We start from the raw sequence: 18,053 nt of genomic DNA, 5'->3' as shown, positions 1-18,053 counted from the left end.
TGGCAACGGCAGTGAATCGCAGGAGAATCAGTTCTTCTTAACGAACTCTGATTTCAGCTTCATCTGACCAAAGCCATCGATTTTACAATCGATATTGTGGTCGCCTTCAACCAGGCGAATGCTTTTCACTTTAGTACCGATTTTCAGCGTTGAAGAGCTGCCCTTCACTTTAAGATCTTTCACCACGGTAACCGCATCGCCGTCCGCCAGCAAATTGCCATTGGCATCACGCACCACCAGCCCTTCTTCTTCTGTCGCGGCCGCCGCATTGACTGGCCACTCATGGCCACACTCAGGGCAGTTCAGCTGCTCGCCATCCTGCCAGGTAAATGCGGAGCTACATTTTGGACACTCTGGTAACTGTTGCACCTTAACCCCTTAAAATTTAATTAAATAAAATTAAAAACCTTGCGAATCATATACCACAAGGTTTGTGTGTGTACATTTTACACTGTTTAATCGCCTGAAGAACAGTATCTTTAGCGGATAAAATGCGGATTATACTCACAGCCAACACTGAAATATGTTTTTCACCAGCTACTTATCACTCCACCTGACCTCTCATCCCCCGCGATTCAGCCGACAGGATGAGGTGTTTTTTTCAGCAGCGTTCATATTAATGCTATGTCTGGAAATTCCGCTAACTGCCCCTGACAAGGAGAGTGATGAAAACTCTGCCCCTTTCGCTGCTGATGTTACTGTCACCGCTGGCCACAGCCAGCTGGACTCAGGAAAGCTTCCCCGCCTTTACTGCCATTGGAGACGGGCAGTTCACCAGCAGTGCTAAGCTGGCAAAAGGCCAGTTGCCACTCCGGTTGTATCAGGATCGACAGTGCTGGCAACCCACAGAGCCGATCAAACTGAATCAGACACTTTCATTGCAGCCCTGTGGCGATAAGCCTGCGGTCAACTGGCGGCAATTTCGCGCCGGGGAATATCAGCTGCGGATCGATACCCGCAGCGGCACGCCAACGCTGCAACTCAGTGTGAAAAACCTGACTGAGCCCCTTAATACCGTGGTCAGCCAGACCTGCCCGCGCTGGGATGGCAAGCCGGTCACAATTAACGTTGGTAACAGCTTTGCCGAAGGGGAAACCGTTCGCGACTTTTACTCAGGCCAGACGGCAACCGTTAAGCAAGGAAAAATCAGCCTGCAACCAGCGGCCACTGGCGGCGGGCTCTTACTGCTGGAGCCTGCGTTCACGGAAAAGAATGCCGTGTTTAACTGGCACAACGCCACGATCTATTTCGTGCTGACCGATCGTTTTTCCAATGGCGATCCCACTAACGATCACAGCTATGGCCGACGCAGCGACGGCCAGCAGGAAATGGGTACTTTTCACGGCGGCGATCTGGCCGGATTAACGCAAAAGCTCGATTATTTGCAACAGCTTGGGGTAAACGCGCTGTGGATCAGTTCTCCGCTGGAGCAGATTCATGGCTGGATCGGCGGTGGCACCAAAGGCGACTTCCCCCACTATGCCTATCATGGCTATTACACCCTCGACTGGACGCGGCTTGATGCCAATATGGGTAACGAGCAGGATCTGCGCACGCTGGTTGAACAGGCGCATAAACGGGGTATTCGTTTGTTATTTGATGTCGTGGTCAATCATGCCGGTTACGCCACGCTTGCCGATATGCAGGACTATCAGTTTGGTGCGCTATATCTGCAAGGAGCCGAGCGGGAAAAAGTCCTCGGTAAACACTGGGGTGACTGGCAACCGGCGGCGGGTCAGAACTGGCACAGCTTTAATGACTATATCAATTTCTCTGACCCTACCGGCTGGAGCCAATGGTGGGGTAAAAACTGGATTCGTACCGACATCGGCGATTATGACTCGCCGGGATATGATGACCTGACGATGTCACTGGCATTCCTGCCGGATATGAAAACCGAAGCCTCCGCGCCGAGCGGTCTGCCGCTATTTTATCGCCATAAGTCCGATAGCGGCGCGCGTGAAATTCCCGGTGCGACTCCCCGCGATTATCTGACCCACTGGTTATCTCAGTGGGTGCGCGAATATGGCATTGATGGTTTTCGCGTTGATACGGCTAAACATGTTGATAAAGCCACGCTGGCACAGTTAAAGCAACAGGCTGTCACGGCACTGGCACAGTGGAAAGCACAGCATCCTGAGCAAGCCGTGGATAACGCACCGTTCTGGATGACCGGTGAAGCCTGGGGTCACGGCGTAATGCAGAGTGATTATTATCAGCACGGTTTTGACGCGATGATTAATTTCGATTTTCAAGAGCAAGCCGCCCAGGCGCTAAGCTGTTACTCCGCTATTGATAGCACTTATCAGCTCATGGCCGATAAACTGCAAAGCTTCAATGTATTGAGCTATATCTCCTCACATGATACCCGACTGTTTTTCGAACACGATGCCGGGCAGTCGCTCTTCCTACAGCAGCGCGCGGCGGACCTGCTGCTGCTGGCACCTGGTGCGGTGCAAATTTATTATGGTGACGAAAGTGGTCGTCCGTTTGGACCGACCGGTTCTGACCCATTGCAAGGCACCCGTTCAGATATGAACTGGAATGAATTGCAGGGTACCAAAGCAGCATTACTGCAACACTGGCAGAAACTGGGAGCCTTCCGCGCCCGCCATCCGGCAGTTGGCGCTGGCGTGCAGCAATCCCAGCTGCAGACAAACTACTACGCTTTCAGCCGCCAGTATGAGAATGACCGGGTGATGGTAGTGTGGGTGGGTGACAGTCAGTAATTACCGCAGATTTTCTGATAACTGAAGATCTTAAGCAAAAAATAGGATAGCGCTGGCGACCATTAAGCCATTCTCAATGGTCGCCAGTGTGCTGCATAATCTCAACCCTTATCGATACTGAAAGCGGTGAAAACCAATCAAAACGATATAAAAAGCTGAGTAAATATCACCTGGTCCGAACCAATCCAAAAAAATTAATTAAAAACCAGTGCTATAAACCAAATCACACACTAAAAAAAACAGTAAATGACAGCGAAATTATTCTCCCCTTCATTTTTCTGACGATTTTTATTCAGAGAACTCTCACAAAGATTAATATAAACGTATGATTTATTAAATTATCATCAGCCAGACATCATTAATAAAAAATTAAAATAAAAATCGTTGACAAAAAATTGGCATACAGACTTAATAAATCACAATCTTAAAATTTTTAAATTGTTCTGACGGTCTGATACCTCTACTGCCAGTTAATTATTACGAACGAGTTCTAATTTATAGTCAGGTAATAATATGTTTGATGTCACGACTGAAAAATGCTTAGGATACTATATAATATTTGATGGTGGTCTTTCACTGATCTTCGTCAGCAGCAGTGGCAATCTCATCCGTCTGGAAGAGAAAAAAACCACCTCAGTAAAGCTGAAAGGAACGAATAAATTGCTATTGGAATATCTGCTTTGCTACGGTTTTGGCGAAACCGTTAAAAAAGAGGATCTTCTCAGGCACGTCTGGGACGAAAATAATCTTAGTTCATCCAGTCAGCGGATGTGGCAAGTATTTAAAAGTCTTAAAAATAAAATTGAGTTCCTCAACTGTCCGGCAGATTTTATTGTTTACACCAAAGGCGTTGGTTACTCGATTGAAAACGTCCATGTCAGTAAACTTTGGTATCACGCTTAGCATGACTGCCGAGGTTGTGCAGCCTGTGCTCCAGGGGAGATGTTCGGTCATGCAGCTGCAGCCACCTAAGTCAGAAGTAAGGTAGCCTCTGTCCTGGTACGAAACAGTTATCGCCGGGCTTGAGTAACAACGTGACGCTTGCGCTCATTTATTATCCATCGCAATATCGATTTTAGTTAAGACGGCTTGTATCAAGCCCGGTTAAATGGCTTTAACGTCTTTTGTTAATAAATTAGATCACAATAATGATAAAAATGCTGTCGCGGGAAGCTATCTCGCTAAATTGTAAGTCTAACGCTAATCCGTTAGTCATTATGGCAATGTTTAACAGGTATAATCATGGCAATGAATTTGCGCGTTTTAAGCCAGGCTGTAGGTTTAGCTCTGGTTGTTGGCAGCACCTCTTTTGCAGCCCAGGCTGAAATCACCTTACTTAAACAAGATCCGCAAGCAGGCGATCCACTCAGCCGCCTTAACTTTACCTTCGGCGGCAGTATCCGTCCGCAGTTCAATAATATGACCGGCGACGGTGATAAAGGCTCCTACAAGCGTAACGGCTATGACGGCGGTACACGCTTCCGCTTCGCCGCTGACTACTATCTGTTTGATGATATCAGTTGGATCAGCTACTACGAGCTGGGTGTCAATATTCCGGCGCTGTTTAACTGGGACAATCACTACGCCGAAGGTGCCAACAACACCAGCCGACGTATGCTGTATACCGGTCTGAAAAGTGACACCTGGGGGCAACTGACCTTTGGTCAACAAAACAGTGTCTACTATGATGTGGTTGGTGCCAAAACCGATATCTGGGATTACGACATGCTGGCCCAGGCGTCAGGTAACGGCATTAACGGTGATTACGATGGCTCATACCGTTCGCGTAAAATGCTGAAATACAAAAAAAGCGTTGGCGATGCCGATATCTACGCTTCTTACCTGTTTAGCGACAATGAATATCTGCCAGGTAACGGCCTGCATTATAAGCGTAAGGGCGGCGGTTCACTGGGTGTTAATTATCACCTGACCAAAGATCTGAGCTGGGGTACGGCCTGGAACTACACCCGTGCGGAGATGCGTAACCCGTCCGACAACAACAATAAAGAGTACGACCAGAATATCGTCGGCACCGCCTTGAGCTGGAAGCCAGATAACTGGACGCTAAGCATCGGCGGCGGTTGGTACAGCAACTTCCTGACCACCAAAAAGGTTGATACAGCGAACTATTTCGCTGGTGATGCCTGGGGCATTGAATACTTTGCTGGCTATACTGTGCCGGTAGGACAGTATGCGGTGAAATCAGTGATGCCTTACTTTATGGGCGATCGCCTCGAGTACGTCAGCGGTCGTGATTATCATCGTATTGATAATGGTCTGGGATTAGCCTTCCAGTTTGATTACGGCTTCCGCGTCGATGTCGAACATGTGCTGACGTCAAGCACTGACAATCTTGGTGATATGACCCTGGTAAGACTGCGCTACGATTTCTGATAACTCATAACCTTCGATAAACAGGTTACATGAGATAAAAGCCCCAAACGGGGCTTTTTTTTCTATCTGCCCCATACTGAAGTTTAATAAGGCACGTTTATAAATCGCCAGTAAGTTTAATTAATATTATTTAAATAAGCCACATGCACCAGAATCTCGCGATGATATGCAATCATTTTACTGGTATGAATAAGTAATACCAATCAACGATTTGGCAGAACCGGTCTTAAGTGCTTCCTCTGGTTTACGAACATAGCTGAATCCCAGCTGCAATGACATTGGACTATTAGCGGTGGTTCCAGCAACACCTAAAAGGTATTTTGTCTGGCCAGGCACACCAGCAGCGGAACCATCAGGTCCGAATTGCAGTCTTGTTCCATTGGATGATGTAATGGCGTAGCCAACACCAGCGGCAGTAGAATCCGACGTCAGAGTTGAGGTGGTGGTCTTGTTTGTCGGATTATTGAGATCAACCACTGAGTACCGCACCACAATCGATGGATCGCATTTAAGTGAGAAAGTCTGCTGTTTAGTGCCAATCAAAGTAGAAGCGGCAGCATTTTCAATATTTGCTACAGCAACACCTTCCATATTGATGGTTCTTACTTTAGCGTCAGGTGTGCAGCCTGTTACGTTAATATAGATCGGTCTCGCATTGAAGTAGAACGTATCCGTTTCTTGAGCCACATTTTTATCATCATAACATGTATACCTGTACAACTCCGTCAAAGGTAGCATAGGACTATTCTCAAGCCTGTCGATCCCTCGGGAGATGTACAACAAATTAAAGACACTAAAGCGAACATTCACTCTGTCCGAATTTACCATCTTTCCTCTCCACACATCCTGCTGTACCGGTGGCGCTGAGTTGAAAATCCCGTTTCCTGTTATTGCAACATTAAATGAATCTCCACGGATCTGCGGACCCAGACCTATTCCCTTAACTCCACTCTCATACATGTAGGGTAAAGTGGTGCGGCCATTTTGTAAGGGTAAAAGCGGAGTATATTCAATCCTTGCCAGGTCGTAAACCAGACTAGTATTTCTGCATATTGTTTCCCACTGAGACCCACTATTATAAAAAATCGTTCCCACAGGATTTCGGTCTGCTGGCCCTGATATTCTGATATCCCTTAAAAGGATCGGATGTCTGGCATCAGGAAGCGCCCATGATGATGAGAAACCTAAAAAAAACACCAATAAAGAAACAAAGCATGTCATAATAACTTTCATCATAGACCTCTCAATGAGAAATTAAATTTAATTTTTTTACAATATTTTGCTCACCATCAAGGATGGTTAACCCTAGCGAACAGGTAGTTTCAGAACAATATTTATTGACAGAAATATCCGTTCCTGGAGCTAATACTTTTGAATCATCAGACCTATACACAAATTCTTTTGATAAAGAAATTATGAAAGAAAAATCAGTTTTATTACTTAAAAACCAGTTACCATCCTGAGAGCGAATCAATTTTATCTCATTAAAATCCTTATCTGTTGGCAAACTATGCTGATAGATAAGATTGAAATGAGATCTGATCGCAAGTGAAACCACATTACTATCATCATTAATCGCTGATTTCGGTATCGTAGTAATGGTTAACGAATACACCTTATCTTTATTATTCTTAATCTTTTCTTCAGGAATGATTGTTATTATGTTGCTGTTATTTTTCGGCAAAATAAAGAGCGGTGGAGAAATAATAAACCCGTCACTATTGATAGTCGCCTTGATCAAGTAATCACTCTCATTATCATTGATTACCTTGATATTCAGCGCCTTAGTTGAATCATCAATAAAGAAACGCGTTCCTAAAACTGACACGCCAGCCAGACAAGAATCTGAAATAAGGGCGTAGATCAATATACATAAAAAATACTTAATCATACGCTATCTCGAAATAAGCAAAGCTTCTTACTTTTCCGGGCAGAGCATTATCATTGGTTTTCAGGTATGCAGCCGAAAAGCTTAAAGAATTAACAGTTACATCATGATTAATAACGAAATCAGTTAAGTTATTTCTGATATCAATGTTTTTGTTATCACTATCGTAAAGTCCAATAGCAATACCTGAAGCATCTGAATCCGTATCACTGGTTGTTTTTAATAAATTTGGCATGACAGGATCGCTCTCAGCAGTAAAATTAACATGTGCCATCTTAATATTTGCAGGACAATCTTCCAGATTAATAGCAAAAGATGTTGCAGAAAAGGGAACGCCAATCGCTGCATTACGGAGGTCTCCCGGCATCAGGCTAACCAAAAAATCTTTCGACCCTGATGAAATAGTGCACGTTCTGACCATTACTTTTGCTGTAATATTGATTTAACCTGATCGGCATAAGAGTGAACTGGTAAAAAGTTCAGCGCAATCAAAATAGCAGAGAGAAAATTTTTAATCATAATAAAAATCCAGATAAAGTAAAGATGATGCATCCCCTGCCCCGATGGTCGAACTGGTTGATTTATATCTTAAATAAAAATTAAAATCATAGGTTGAGGTCGTCACTGACTGACTAAAAGTCTGCTTTTGATTCAGCGGTACCGCTTTCTGATTCATATCCAGAATCTCAATCGCCAATCCGGTTGCCAGACCTTCAGAAGACGTGCTGGGTTTACCGGTTACTTTTAGCAGCGCCGGATTACTTTCATCGCCAGTGCCAGAAAACATATAAGACATATTGTTAACATTGCCTGTACAGTTCTCCAGACCAATCGATACTTTCGTCGATGCGGTTGTCGATCCTGTTGGGATAAGATCCTGAGGATTGATATCATCAAATATGACATTTTTAGTCAGATCGCTGCTTTTTACATTACAGCTTTGCGCTAAAATCGCCCCATTTATTTGAACTGTCACATCCTCAGCATATGCTGCAGAGCATAATTGACTGAAAACAATGAGAAATAATCTGTACGGTATTTTCATTTTTGACTCCGCAGTATACTTACAAGCAAACAACTTCTTTTTTATTTACCGTTTTCAAGCTGGATTCATCACTGTAATTAATCACGAAACGGCAACTATTTTTTTCATCTAATGCGACAGTATAAGATGAATGATTCTTTACACCGGTCAGATATACAGTTCCGTCATCATCGGCAATAGAAATATTGTTATATTCATTGTTTTTAACAATAGTACCAAACTTGACAGGCTTATTTTTATACCTGACTAAAATAAGGAAGCTGTATCCTTTTTTCACATCAAAAGTGACTTTGCTGATCGCGCCTCTGGTTGGAGCGACTTTCGCTACTTTATTTTCCACGTCATAACTATTAGAGAAAGTTGAGGGATCTAACTCAACATCGTTATAGTGATACGGTGTAGCATAGGGAACCAATGCATAGCCACTTTTATTAATACTAATATTTTCACCCGCCTGGCTTACTCTTGCACCTTCGGCCCCTTTAGCTTCAACCAGAATTGCGGTATCAGTAGCTTCTTGAGTGAAAACAACACCGTCTTTATGAAATAAAACACCGCCACTTGCCCCATAATCGAGTTGTTTTGACTGTTCTGAATAGGATGAACCTGCGCGCAGCGTAGCCGAATTCGCCTTATAGCTTACATTCATATTTGTATTGTTATAGGATGAATTTTTATTCAACACTTGATAAATGTTATAATCGAGTTTGTTATCCAGCGTATTTCCGTACAGACTGGTTGCGTTGCTGTGATCCGAATTACTGTATGTTGTACTGTTTGAAACAAACATCGAATTCTTACTTGACCTGCTCGAAAGAGGCATACTAAACGACAAATAAAAAATATCATCATTCAGCGCGCCGTAGGTTTTCTTATTATAACTAGCTGAAAGCATGATATTATTGAACTGAGAGAAGTTTTTATTCCAGCCAATCTGAATGTTTTTGCTTTTAGTCTCCCCTCCCCAATATGAATTTACATTTCCCCAGACATAAACCTGACCGTAATCGTTTAAACTCTGAGAAACATTAAGCTGAAAACTGTCTTTTCTTCGACCATAATAATAAGTGTCGAAGCCTTTATCAGACAACTGATTCCTGTTAGAAGCTTCACTCAATGTGTAGTAATCTGAAGTTGAATAGCGATATCCTGTCAGCTGAAAATTCGTTCCTGTTTCGTTAAACGATTTAGAATACAGGATACGATAAGACTCACCTGAAAGCTTATCATTGTCAATTTTAGAAATAGCATGGAGAGCATCCACGGATAACGCGCCAAAATCGCCAAAATCCTTACCTGCACCAACGCCAACCGAACTGTAATCAGCAGAAACCTGCGAACCAACAAATAAAGTCGATTCGAAAGGAATGCCGACAGCTACGGTACTCTGGAAAAAATTAACATCATCTACTGAGTTTAGATCCAGTTTGCCTACTGTAACGGCATAATTGTATTTTCCCGGCCTGAGCAGGTTTGGCAGTGAAGAATAAGGTACTGAATACTTCTGTACCACACCTTCAGCAGAGGTTAACTCAACTTCGTAGTCACCGCTGGTACCTACCGAATTAAGGTTATTGATGTTATAAGGGCCTGGATTAACATACGTTTGGTAAATAATGCTATTATTTTGTTTAACCGTCAGCCTGGATCGAGACTCCGCAATTCCTCGAATCGCCGGACTGTATCCCTTGTCGCTATCCGGAAGCATTTCAGATGAGGTAGCCAGCGTCATCCCGATGTAGCTGTTCGCATCAAATAAATTTGAACCGATAGTGCTCTGACCGATCAGCAGTTCACTTTTCAGAGAATTTATTTTTCTTGACAGGTAAACACCATTGGTATCGACCTCATGACTACTGTTAGTTCCTGATTTAGTCTCACTAAAATATACGTTAGCATTCAACCTCCATGCACCGAGGTTGACTCTGTTATTTAGATTGAGATAATTCGATGAAAAGTTATTATTATTTTCATTTTTAGCGTACGAACCATTAAAATTATAATTCATTAAATAAGCAGCGATTCCATCATCCCAGTCAGTTTCAGCCGCCATTGTAGTCCGGGTAGAATCTAAATATATTTGAGGAATTGACAAGCGAAGGATTAATTTAGTAAGATCAACTTCATAGTCAAAACCCTTGATATACTTCCCTATATCTACGCAATCATCAGCCTCTGTTGACAAAGAATGAAAATACTTTTTCGCTTCTTCATTGAGCGGAATTTCATTAATAATTGCTTTGGTAAAGCAGGGCTGAACCTTTCCCTTCACAGTTGCGAATTTTACTTTAACATTCTTAAGAAACTGCTCACCTGAATAAAGATATAAGTAATAATCTCCGGGTGACAAGTTACTTCCAGACGTTATATATGATAAGTCCTCAAGTGAGGCTACATCACTCCCTAAAAATTGGGGATTAAAATAATCTTGTGCGAATGCGTTTTTGATATTAATGCATAAAAAAAACAAGCAAAATCCTTTAACTGCCCGCATAAAAAACTCCAGATACTGATTATAAATGACACTGCCTGTCTTTTATCTGAACACCGTAGTCATTAATAAAGTTAAACGATAAATATTTACTTTTTTGGTTACTATTCAGATAGACCGATGACATTGGCGATATTGTTTCTGCATCAGACACTTCTTTTCCATTGACAGAAAGAGACACCAGATTCATATAAAATGGTGAAGGGTTAGTCACTTTTATTTTTCCATCTTGATAGCTGCACGTCAGCAATTTATAAGATTCAAACGGATCCTCTTTTATTGATTCAGGTCTGACGAACACTTTTATTTTCGTCGTTGTGGATATTAACAACGCATTATCAATTTTCTGCTCCTGCTCAGACAGTGACGGTATGACCTTAGCGTTTAGAAAAAACATTTTTTCTCTGTCTTTTGGCAAGCTGTCTTTATCACCGGTATAAACAACCTTCAGTAAATTATCACTTCCTGACTTAATAACAAAAAGCGGCGGCGTGATGATAAAATCTTTATTTTTTTCATTATGTTCATCTGAAATCCATGACTGAACCAGGTAATTACCTTTATCATCGGTGTTATATATTTTTAACGTCACCTGGTCTTTGGATGCAGGGTAAACTAACCGAGTCGCACCAAGTGATACTCCGCCAGCATAGGATTGCTGACAACAAAAAGCAGAGATCAAGATTAAGGCATATTTTTTTAGCATTAATAATTCCTGTTAAATAATAAATGATTGGCTGTTTTACTCAGCCAATCATTTTTAGCGTTAAAAGTATTAGTTGTAGGTTAACTGGAAGTTAGCTACGGATTGTACTTTACCGGCAGTTACTGCCGCTGCAGTTGACATATAATCAACAGAAAGCGGAATAGTTGTGGTGTTGTTCAAATTAACAGTTGAGCTCATTTCACCCAGATTCAATGCCGCACCATCTGGACCAAACAGTTGCAGACCGACATTCTGTGCTGAACCCGCACCTGCAGTATTCTCCAGCAGGTTAGGATTACCATCGATAGATTGACCGTTAAAACTTACCTGTACGGTTTCGCGAATAGAGGTGTCGCAATCTACCAGGTTCAGTTCAAACGCCTTCTTGGCGTTGCCCAGCTGATTGGCCGCGGTAAAAGTCGCTGCTCTGACGGTATCTAAAGTCACAACTTTATCTGTATCAGTTCCTGACACAGCACAGGCACCTGAGGTGACTTCGCCATTAAAAGTCACTTTACCACCGCTAACTGTCAGTGGAGTCTGTGCTGCCGGTGGATTCCCCGGTGGCGTAACTTCATCTTCTGCAAATGCAAAATTACTGATAACAAGTGATGCCAGAATAGAAATTACAGCTTTGTTTTTGTTAAGTTTCATATACATTCCTTATATAATGGTTTTTATATCTATCTCTCTAAGATAGTTAATGACGACTTTGTCGAAGATGTCATTGATTATCCTACAAGCATGCTTTGCAATATTTCCAAAAGCATCAAGCCCGATAAACACGTTAACTGCTTATCCTCTATTAAAATCACACGCCAAAGATTGACGCCTGGCTATGAATTATCGCTTTAGAAGATTTTAAGACTCTATAACAATGCACACTCTGCAATATTTTCCATCATCTTAAGGGTGATTAACTAAAACTTTTCCATTTGAAATAAATAAGATCAACAACAGATGAGCGACGATATTACCCCGCATAAAAATTGATGGCAACCAGCTGCCAGAGGTGTGTTTTAGGCGCTATGGAGCAGCGTCTCAGGATGTTCTTAATTAACCAAACTACTGCAATCAGTCACTTCTAAGACAATTCCAAGGCGATGCATAGCGTTGTGCACAGCGAATCCTTTTCCCTGGATATTATGAAGTCATTAAATTAGGATAATTCGTTCATCAGCAAATTTAACACTTAGGACATTTCGCCCACACCTGATCAAAATCTCTATTTTAAATTTTTGTAAATAATTAAAACCAGCATTATATGCGTAACTCTTTATAATTACTTTGCTCCGGCTGGCTTGGTTCGATGGGCAGTCCGGCAGTTGAGGAGACTCAGCAGACAGAAAAAATCATGCTGAACAGATGATATGAAGGGTGAAATGTGTGTTTAGCAATAAAAAATTGCTCATTAACATACAGCTTCAGTTCGGGCTCTCTTTCTGACAGGCTTCATCCGTCAGCAATCTTCTGGATTAAGATGTATGAAACAGCCGGTTCAGTATGCTTACCGTGCCGCTGCGCTTTTAGTCTGGATGCCTGTAACTTACCATTTCTTCGTCAGGCTTTCGTTTACGCAGTTTATTACCTTAATTTGCCGTTCAGGTTCCGCGTACAACAACCAACCAGTGAAACTCATCGGCTAAAAAAGATGGGAAATATTCTTGTGGTTTTTTAATAATAAAGGTCTGGGGTTTGTTAGTATTTTCAAGCGGAAACAGAGCAGGAAATAGCGAGGAGAGGTGAGAATTTCCAGAAAAAACGTATCGGCAAACAGTTTTACCAGGGGTGGGTAAAATCATCACTACAGTGACACCACTCTTAGGATACCCTCGCAGCACTGAAATCGGTAAGTAATTGATATAAATGCAAATTACCTACACTTATTATCGTTTCATCCTGTTCACAATATCGATTGCAGGATAAATAAATTGCTTTTTCAACTCTCTTTTTTGAAGTATTGCTGTGGGTACGGAAAATAAAATCAGTCACCACCTGGTGAGCAGATGGTGCCTAATCTTACAAAATATAAATAAATCATCCTGGATTTTAGCTAGTTAGATTTCACATCTTTAAGGTACGATAGTTTAACTCTATATTCCACAACGCTATTTACATGATGCTTGCACATTGCAGAGCGTAAATGTGAGCTGACCGTCTTAACCGTCATTCCGGTAAGTTTACTTATTTGTTGTTGACTCTTTCCTTTTTCTAAAAGCTCTGATACCAACTTTTCCCTGTCAGTTAATCTATCAAAACTTATTCTTTCAAAAATTTCCTTTCGATTATCACTCCCACCAAAAATTATTTTCCTGAATACTCTTTTCACGTCTGATAACTTTAAGTCATCCGTAAAGAAGATCGCATTCTCATAACCACTCATACCTTTGATGACATGGGTAATGTTTTCTGAGCAAAAAACAACAACACCCGCACCATCATCACCAAATGCTCTATCCCTTTTGGGTAATTTTTCAAAAATACTTTTTGACGACAATACTACTATCTCTATCCAAAAGTAATCATCACTTTCCACTCTATTGAGGCTTTTTATGTTTTCACATTTAGAGCTCGATTCATAATAAACGCTATCTAATAATTCAAACAATCCCTTTTTGAAAAATAGATCTTCACAAAAAAAAGAAAACAATACATTCCTATATGCCCGCATACATTCAATCCGTTCTTCAGCATTAAGTACTGCCAAGAAGTCATTTCTAACAACCATTTGATAAAATAGCAAGGTGGAGAAAATCTAATAATGATAACTCATCCCACTACGTTTTCTTTAGAAACAACGATGCCGACGCGTTTAATTTTACGCGCCCAATCTTCATAATTAAGATATTTCTAATAACATAGACTTATGTACTGCCTGGCATCTACCTCACTTCGATAGTATTAAATTAATTAATAAGACTTTTCGCACGCAATTCGAAAAAACAACATAATTTACGCGATGTTCACAAAAATTTTTCAATAGCTTAAGATAATCAATTTTGGGTTAATTGATAGTTAAAAAAATGGATATCTCTCATCCGTGAGTTAGCCAGGCCCCTTGTTCTTCACCGAACCAGCTTGAACTCCCTCCCGTTAATTGGATTAAAAGGTATTAAGAACCAGCCTGCCGACAGCTTGCTAAAAAAGAGCGAACAGAAGGGAATTAATTTAATTCCCTTCACTATATTTTGAATAAATTCACTTAATTCAACTCAGGTTCTTTAGTAGTGATAACGTTAACATCTCCAACCTAAACACTACTAAAACCACACTATCCGTATTGAATTACACAGTAACTATTTAATTAAAAAACATATAAAAATACGCTTCCTGAACAAGCTCACAAAAATATACCTTCGCCATTTATATCCTTACGATTACAACCAACTTTATTCAGCATTTAATTAATCATGAAAAGCCGAATGGGCCAAGCCAATCCAGATACTTTAATAAAATCGTTACTAATCAGGTAGATAGTAACAAATAAACTGAATTCTCTTTTTTAAAATTAACTTAGACGTGGCCTAAAAAACATCATTAATGTTGGGATATACTATTATTTATAAAGCTAAAACCTTTTAATTCACATTCAACAGATATAGATTTAACATTATCGCAAAATCCATTTCACTCGAGATCTTGATACATTTCTAATTAATGTGGTTTTTACCGATTTATATATGCTCAGCAACGACTTCAATTCAATGATGACAAAAGATTTGTTCAGAAAGAATTCGAGTGACTGGCGGACTTCCTCTTGCTGTTTCTCTTTGTGTCGAACAGCGCCCTTCACTCGTGCCCGGTTTGAGTTCTTGCGACTTCATCCTTACCATTGCCAGCGAGAATTGCGAGACACTTTCAGTTTTTAGCTGTGACAGTGGATTGCTCACCAGGCTAGTATAACGCGCATAGTCGGAACCCTTCCCTCAGCGCGTAACGCCGGGTTCTGCAAAGGGTTTTAACAGGAGAGTTGTACAGGATACAGTTTTATCAGCCGCTGACCTGTCGGATAAGCGCCACTTTCTGACCCACTGATTGATTGACCTGAGCAGATTGATAACGGCTCAACCGGTATAATTGAATAAATTTTGACAGGATGCTGTGATTGCTAATGATGAAAATGAAATCACAATTAACTTTAATTTCAATGGACTGGAAGCGGTAAAATTATGAACAGTACTGACAAAATCGACGCCCACACTCCAATGATGCAGCAATACCTGCGTCTGAAGGCCGATCATCCGGATATCTTGCTGTTTTACCGCATGGGTGACTTCTACGAGCTGTTTTATGACGATGCCAAACGTGCATCGCAGCTGCTGGAAATCTCTCTGACCAAACGCGGTGCTTCGGCAGGTGAGCCGATTCCAATGGCGGGTGTGCCTTATCACGCGGTGGAAAATTATCTGGCTAAGCTGGTGCAGCTGGGTGAGTCAGTGGCAATTTGTGAACAGGTTGGCGATCCGGCGCTAAGCAAAGGTCCGGTAGAACGTAAAGTAGTGCGTATCGTCACCCCTGGCACGATCAGTGATGAGGCTCTGTTGCAGGAGCGTCAGGACAATCTGCTGGCGGCAATCTGGCAAGGCTCGCGCGGCTTTGGTTATGCTACTCTCGATATCAGCTCAGGCCGCTTCCGTCTGGTAGAACCGACCGATAAAGAGACGATGGCAGCTGAACTCCAACGCACCAATCCTGCCGAGCTGCTTTATCCGGAAGATTTTGCCGCAATGGAGCTGATCGACAATCGTCGTGGTATGCGCCGCCGTCCGCTGTGGGAGTTTGAACCCGATACCGCGCGTCAGCAGCTGAATATGCAGTTCGGTACACGCGATCTGAGTGGCTTTGGGGTGGAACAGGCACATATGGCGCTGCGTGCAGCAGGTTGTTTACTGCAATATGTTAAAGATACGCAACGCACTTCACTGCCGCATATTCGTTCACTGACGATGGAACGTCAGCAGGACGGCATCATTATGGATGCGGCGACCCGGCGTAATCTGGAAATCACACAGAACCTCGCCGGTGGCATCGAGAATACGCTGGCCTCAGTGCTGGATCGTACCGTAACGCCAATGGGCAGCCGCATGCTGAAACGCTGGCTGCATATGCCGGTGCGTGATGCCGCAGTGATTAACAATCGCCAGGAAAGCATTGAGTCGCTGCTGGAAAATGGCTCAGAGTTACAGCCGGCACTGCGTCAGGTAGGAGATTTAGAACGAATTCTGGCACGCCTGGCGTTACGCACCGCCCGTCCGCGCGATCTGGCGCGTATGCGCCACGCTTTCCAGCAGCTACCCGATTTACGCGCCTTGCTGGAAACCAGTAAGGTGACACATCTGCAAACGCTGCGCGATCAGATGGGTGAATTCAATGAACTGCGCGAATTGCTCGAACGCGCGATTATTGAATCACCACCGGTACTGGTGCGTGACGGTGGCGTCATTGCTCCCGGTTACAATGCTGAGCTGGATGAATGGCGCGCGCTGGCCGATGGTGCCACTGATTATCTCGATCGACTGGAAATTCGTGAACGTGAAAAGCTTGGGCTGGATACGCTGAAAGTTGGCTTTAACGCCGTGCATGGTTATTACATTCAGGTCAGTCGTGGACAGAGCCATCTGGTACCTATCAACTATGTACGCCGTCAGACGCTAAAAAATGCCGAACGTTACATCATTCCTGAACTGAAGGAATATGAAGACAAGGTACTGACTTCTAAAGGTAAAGCACTGGCGCTTGAGAAGAAGTTCTATGATGAGCTGTTCGAACTGCTGCTGCCTCACCTGGAGGCGCTACAGCTGAGTGCGGCGGCACTGGCCGAGCTTGATGTATTAGCCAACCTGGCCGAGCGCGCCTGGACGCTGAATTACAGCCGTCCGACCTTAAGTGATAAACCCGGTATTAAACTGACAGCGGGTCGTCATCCGGTGGTCGAGCAGGTGCTGAAAGAGCCATTTATTGCTAACCCGCTTGCCCTTTCGCCGCAGCGCCGAATGCTGGTGATTACCGGGCCAAATATGGGCGGTAAAAGCACCTATATGCGTCAGACCGCGCTAATTGCGCTGATGGCCTATATCGGCAGCTTTGTGCCGGCTGAACAGGCAACTGTCGGACCAATCGATCGTATTTTCACCCGTGTCGGTGCAGCTGACGACTTAGCTTCAGGCCGCTCCACCTTTATGGTGGAAATGACCGAGACTGCCAATATTCTGCACAACGCTACCGAGTACAGTCTGGTACTGATGGACGAAATTGGTCGCGGTACCTCAACTTACGATGGTCTTTCGCTGGCGTGGGCCTGTGCTGAAAGCCTGGCAAATCGCATTAAAGCGATGACGCTGTTTGCAACTCACTACTTTGAACTGACTACTCTGCCAGAGATGATGGAAGGTGTGGTTAATGTCCATCTGGATGCGGTTGAGCACGGCGATACCATCGCCTTTATGCACAGTGTTCAGGATGGCGCCGCCAGCAAAAGCTATGGTCTGGCCGTCGCTGCGTTGGCCGGAGTGCCAAAAGATGTGATTAAACGCGCACGTCAGAAACTTAAGGAGCTGGAGGCGTTATCTGCAGGCGCGAAAGCCTCCAGTGGCGAAGGCCCGCAGTTACCCCTGTTGGTAGAAGAGACCTCGCCTGCCGTTGAGGCGCTGGAAGCGCTGGACCCGGATTCTCTGTCGCCACGCCAGGCTCTGGAATGGATTTACCGTCTTAAGTCTCTGGTGTAGGGAAAGTTTTCTTCAGACAATAAAAAAGCGGTGGTATTAAACCACCGCTTTTCGCATTTACTCATCGTAGATTAA

Annotated in this window: 13 protein-coding genes; 4 read left to right on the top strand and 9 right to left on the bottom strand. The window is 43.2% G+C overall.

The window, feature by feature from the left end:
• Positions 1–27: 27 nt before the first annotated feature.
• Complete coding sequence (locus tag ACP3TC_RS04000; RefSeq protein ID WP_313853411.1) at positions 28–369, bottom strand: zinc ribbon domain-containing protein YjdM; 342 nt, start codon at positions 367–369, stop codon at positions 28–30.
• 296 nt (positions 370–665) lie between these two features.
• Here ACP3TC_RS04000 and ACP3TC_RS03995 point away from each other — a divergent pair, with 296 nt between their 5' ends.
• From ACP3TC_RS03995 to ACP3TC_RS03985, 3 genes are all read left to right on the top strand, one after another.
• Positions 666–2,729: an alpha-amylase gene (locus ACP3TC_RS03995; RefSeq protein ID WP_426817563.1), complete on the top strand. Its 2,064-nt coding sequence runs from the start codon at positions 666–668 to the stop codon at positions 2,727–2,729.
• A 513-nt stretch (positions 2,730–3,242) separates the two neighbouring features.
• Complete coding sequence (locus ACP3TC_RS03990; RefSeq protein WP_313853413.1) at positions 3,243–3,632, top strand: winged helix-turn-helix domain-containing protein; 390 nt, start codon at positions 3,243–3,245, stop codon at positions 3,630–3,632.
• A 339-nt stretch (positions 3,633–3,971) separates the two neighbouring features.
• The gene (locus ACP3TC_RS03985) at positions 3,972–5,123 is read left to right on the top strand and encodes a porin (protein ID WP_426817562.1); all 1,152 of its coding nucleotides are present in this window, start codon (positions 3,972–3,974) and stop codon (positions 5,121–5,123) included.
• A gap of 177 nt (positions 5,124–5,300) precedes the next feature.
• Here ACP3TC_RS03985 and ACP3TC_RS03980 read toward each other — a convergent pair whose 3' ends face one another.
• The 8 genes from ACP3TC_RS03980 to ACP3TC_RS03945 all read right to left on the bottom strand — a co-directional run bounded on the left by ACP3TC_RS03980 (position 5,301) and on the right by ACP3TC_RS03945 (position 13,960).
• Entirely contained in the window at positions 5,301–6,359 is a 1,059-nt protein-coding gene (locus tag ACP3TC_RS03980; protein ID WP_313853416.1) for a type 1 fimbrial protein, read from the bottom strand.
• Positions 6,360–6,366: 7 nt separating this feature from the next.
• Positions 6,367–7,014, bottom strand: coding sequence for a fimbrial biogenesis chaperone (locus ACP3TC_RS03975; RefSeq protein WP_426817561.1), 648 nt, complete (start codon positions 7,012–7,014; stop codon positions 6,367–6,369).
• Positions 7,007–7,432 carry a fimbrial protein gene (locus ACP3TC_RS03970; protein ID WP_426817560.1) on the bottom strand — a complete coding sequence of 142 codons (426 nt, stop codon included), beginning with the start codon at positions 7,430–7,432 and terminating at the stop codon, positions 7,007–7,009. The genes ACP3TC_RS03975 and ACP3TC_RS03970 overlap by 8 nt, the downstream gene beginning before the upstream one ends.
• A gap of 90 nt (positions 7,433–7,522) precedes the next feature.
• A complete protein-coding gene (locus ACP3TC_RS03965; RefSeq protein ID WP_313853419.1) occupies positions 7,523–8,056 on the bottom strand; it encodes a fimbrial protein in 534 nt (177 codons plus the stop codon).
• 19 nt (positions 8,057–8,075) lie between these two features.
• Positions 8,076–10,550: a fimbria/pilus outer membrane usher protein gene (locus tag ACP3TC_RS03960; RefSeq protein ID WP_426817559.1), complete on the bottom strand. Its 2,475-nt coding sequence runs from the start codon at positions 10,548–10,550 to the stop codon at positions 8,076–8,078.
• Between the two features lie 19 nt (positions 10,551–10,569).
• Complete coding sequence (locus ACP3TC_RS03955) at positions 10,570–11,253, bottom strand: fimbrial biogenesis chaperone (protein ID WP_426817558.1); 684 nt, start codon at positions 11,251–11,253, stop codon at positions 10,570–10,572.
• A gap of 69 nt (positions 11,254–11,322) precedes the next feature.
• Positions 11,323–11,907, bottom strand: a complete 585-nt coding sequence (locus tag ACP3TC_RS03950) for a fimbrial protein (RefSeq protein ID WP_313853422.1) — start codon at positions 11,905–11,907, stop codon at positions 11,323–11,325.
• A gap of 1,399 nt (positions 11,908–13,306) precedes the next feature.
• Positions 13,307–13,960, bottom strand: a complete 654-nt coding sequence (locus tag ACP3TC_RS03945) for a helix-turn-helix transcriptional regulator (RefSeq protein WP_426817557.1) — start codon at positions 13,958–13,960, stop codon at positions 13,307–13,309.
• A 1,462-nt stretch (positions 13,961–15,422) separates the two neighbouring features.
• On the opposite strand from ACP3TC_RS03945, the gene mutS reads away from it, so the two are divergent.
• Positions 15,423–17,978, top strand: a complete 2,556-nt coding sequence (gene mutS / locus ACP3TC_RS03940; protein ID WP_313853425.1) for a DNA mismatch repair protein MutS — start codon at positions 15,423–15,425, stop codon at positions 17,976–17,978.
• The last annotated feature ends 75 nt before the right edge of the window (positions 17,979–18,053 follow it).

This window comes from Winslowiella sp. 2C04, from assembly GCF_050037805.1.
Taxonomy (GTDB): domain Bacteria; phylum Pseudomonadota; class Gammaproteobacteria; order Enterobacterales; family Enterobacteriaceae; genus Erwinia; species Erwinia toletana_A.
Note: the sequence above shows the minus strand (reverse complement) of the source record. Positions and strands in the feature narration are given on the sequence as shown.

Bases quoted from the DNA above. Each gene is read 5' to 3' on its own strand.
- ACP3TC_RS03995 (WP_426817563.1), top strand. From the start codon at position 666: ATGAAAACTCTGCCCCTTTCGCTGCTGATGTTACTGTCACCGCTGGCC.
- ACP3TC_RS03990 (WP_313853413.1), top strand. From the start codon at position 3,243: ATGTTTGATGTCACGACTGAAAAATGCTTAGGATACTATATAATATTT.
- ACP3TC_RS03985 (WP_426817562.1), top strand. From the start codon at position 3,972: ATGGCAATGAATTTGCGCGTTTTAAGCCAGGCTGTAGGTTTAGCTCTG.
- ACP3TC_RS03980 (WP_313853416.1), bottom strand. From the start codon at position 6,359: ATGATGAAAGTTATTATGACATGCTTTGTTTCTTTATTGGTGTTTTTT.
- ACP3TC_RS03975 (WP_426817561.1), bottom strand. From the start codon at position 7,014: ATGATTAAGTATTTTTTATGTATATTGATCTACGCCCTTATTTCAGAT.
- ACP3TC_RS03970 (WP_426817560.1), bottom strand. From the start codon at position 7,432: ATGGTCAGAACGTGCACTATTTCATCAGGGTCGAAAGATTTTTTGGTT.
- ACP3TC_RS03965 (WP_313853419.1), bottom strand. From the start codon at position 8,056: ATGAAAATACCGTACAGATTATTTCTCATTGTTTTCAGTCAATTATGC.
- ACP3TC_RS03960 (WP_426817559.1), bottom strand. From the start codon at position 10,550: ATGCGGGCAGTTAAAGGATTTTGCTTGTTTTTTTTATGCATTAATATC.
- ACP3TC_RS03955 (WP_426817558.1), bottom strand. From the start codon at position 11,253: ATGCTAAAAAAATATGCCTTAATCTTGATCTCTGCTTTTTGTTGTCAG.
- ACP3TC_RS03950 (WP_313853422.1), bottom strand. From the start codon at position 11,907: ATGAAACTTAACAAAAACAAAGCTGTAATTTCTATTCTGGCATCACTT.
- mutS (WP_313853425.1), top strand. From the start codon at position 15,423: ATGAACAGTACTGACAAAATCGACGCCCACACTCCAATGATGCAGCAA.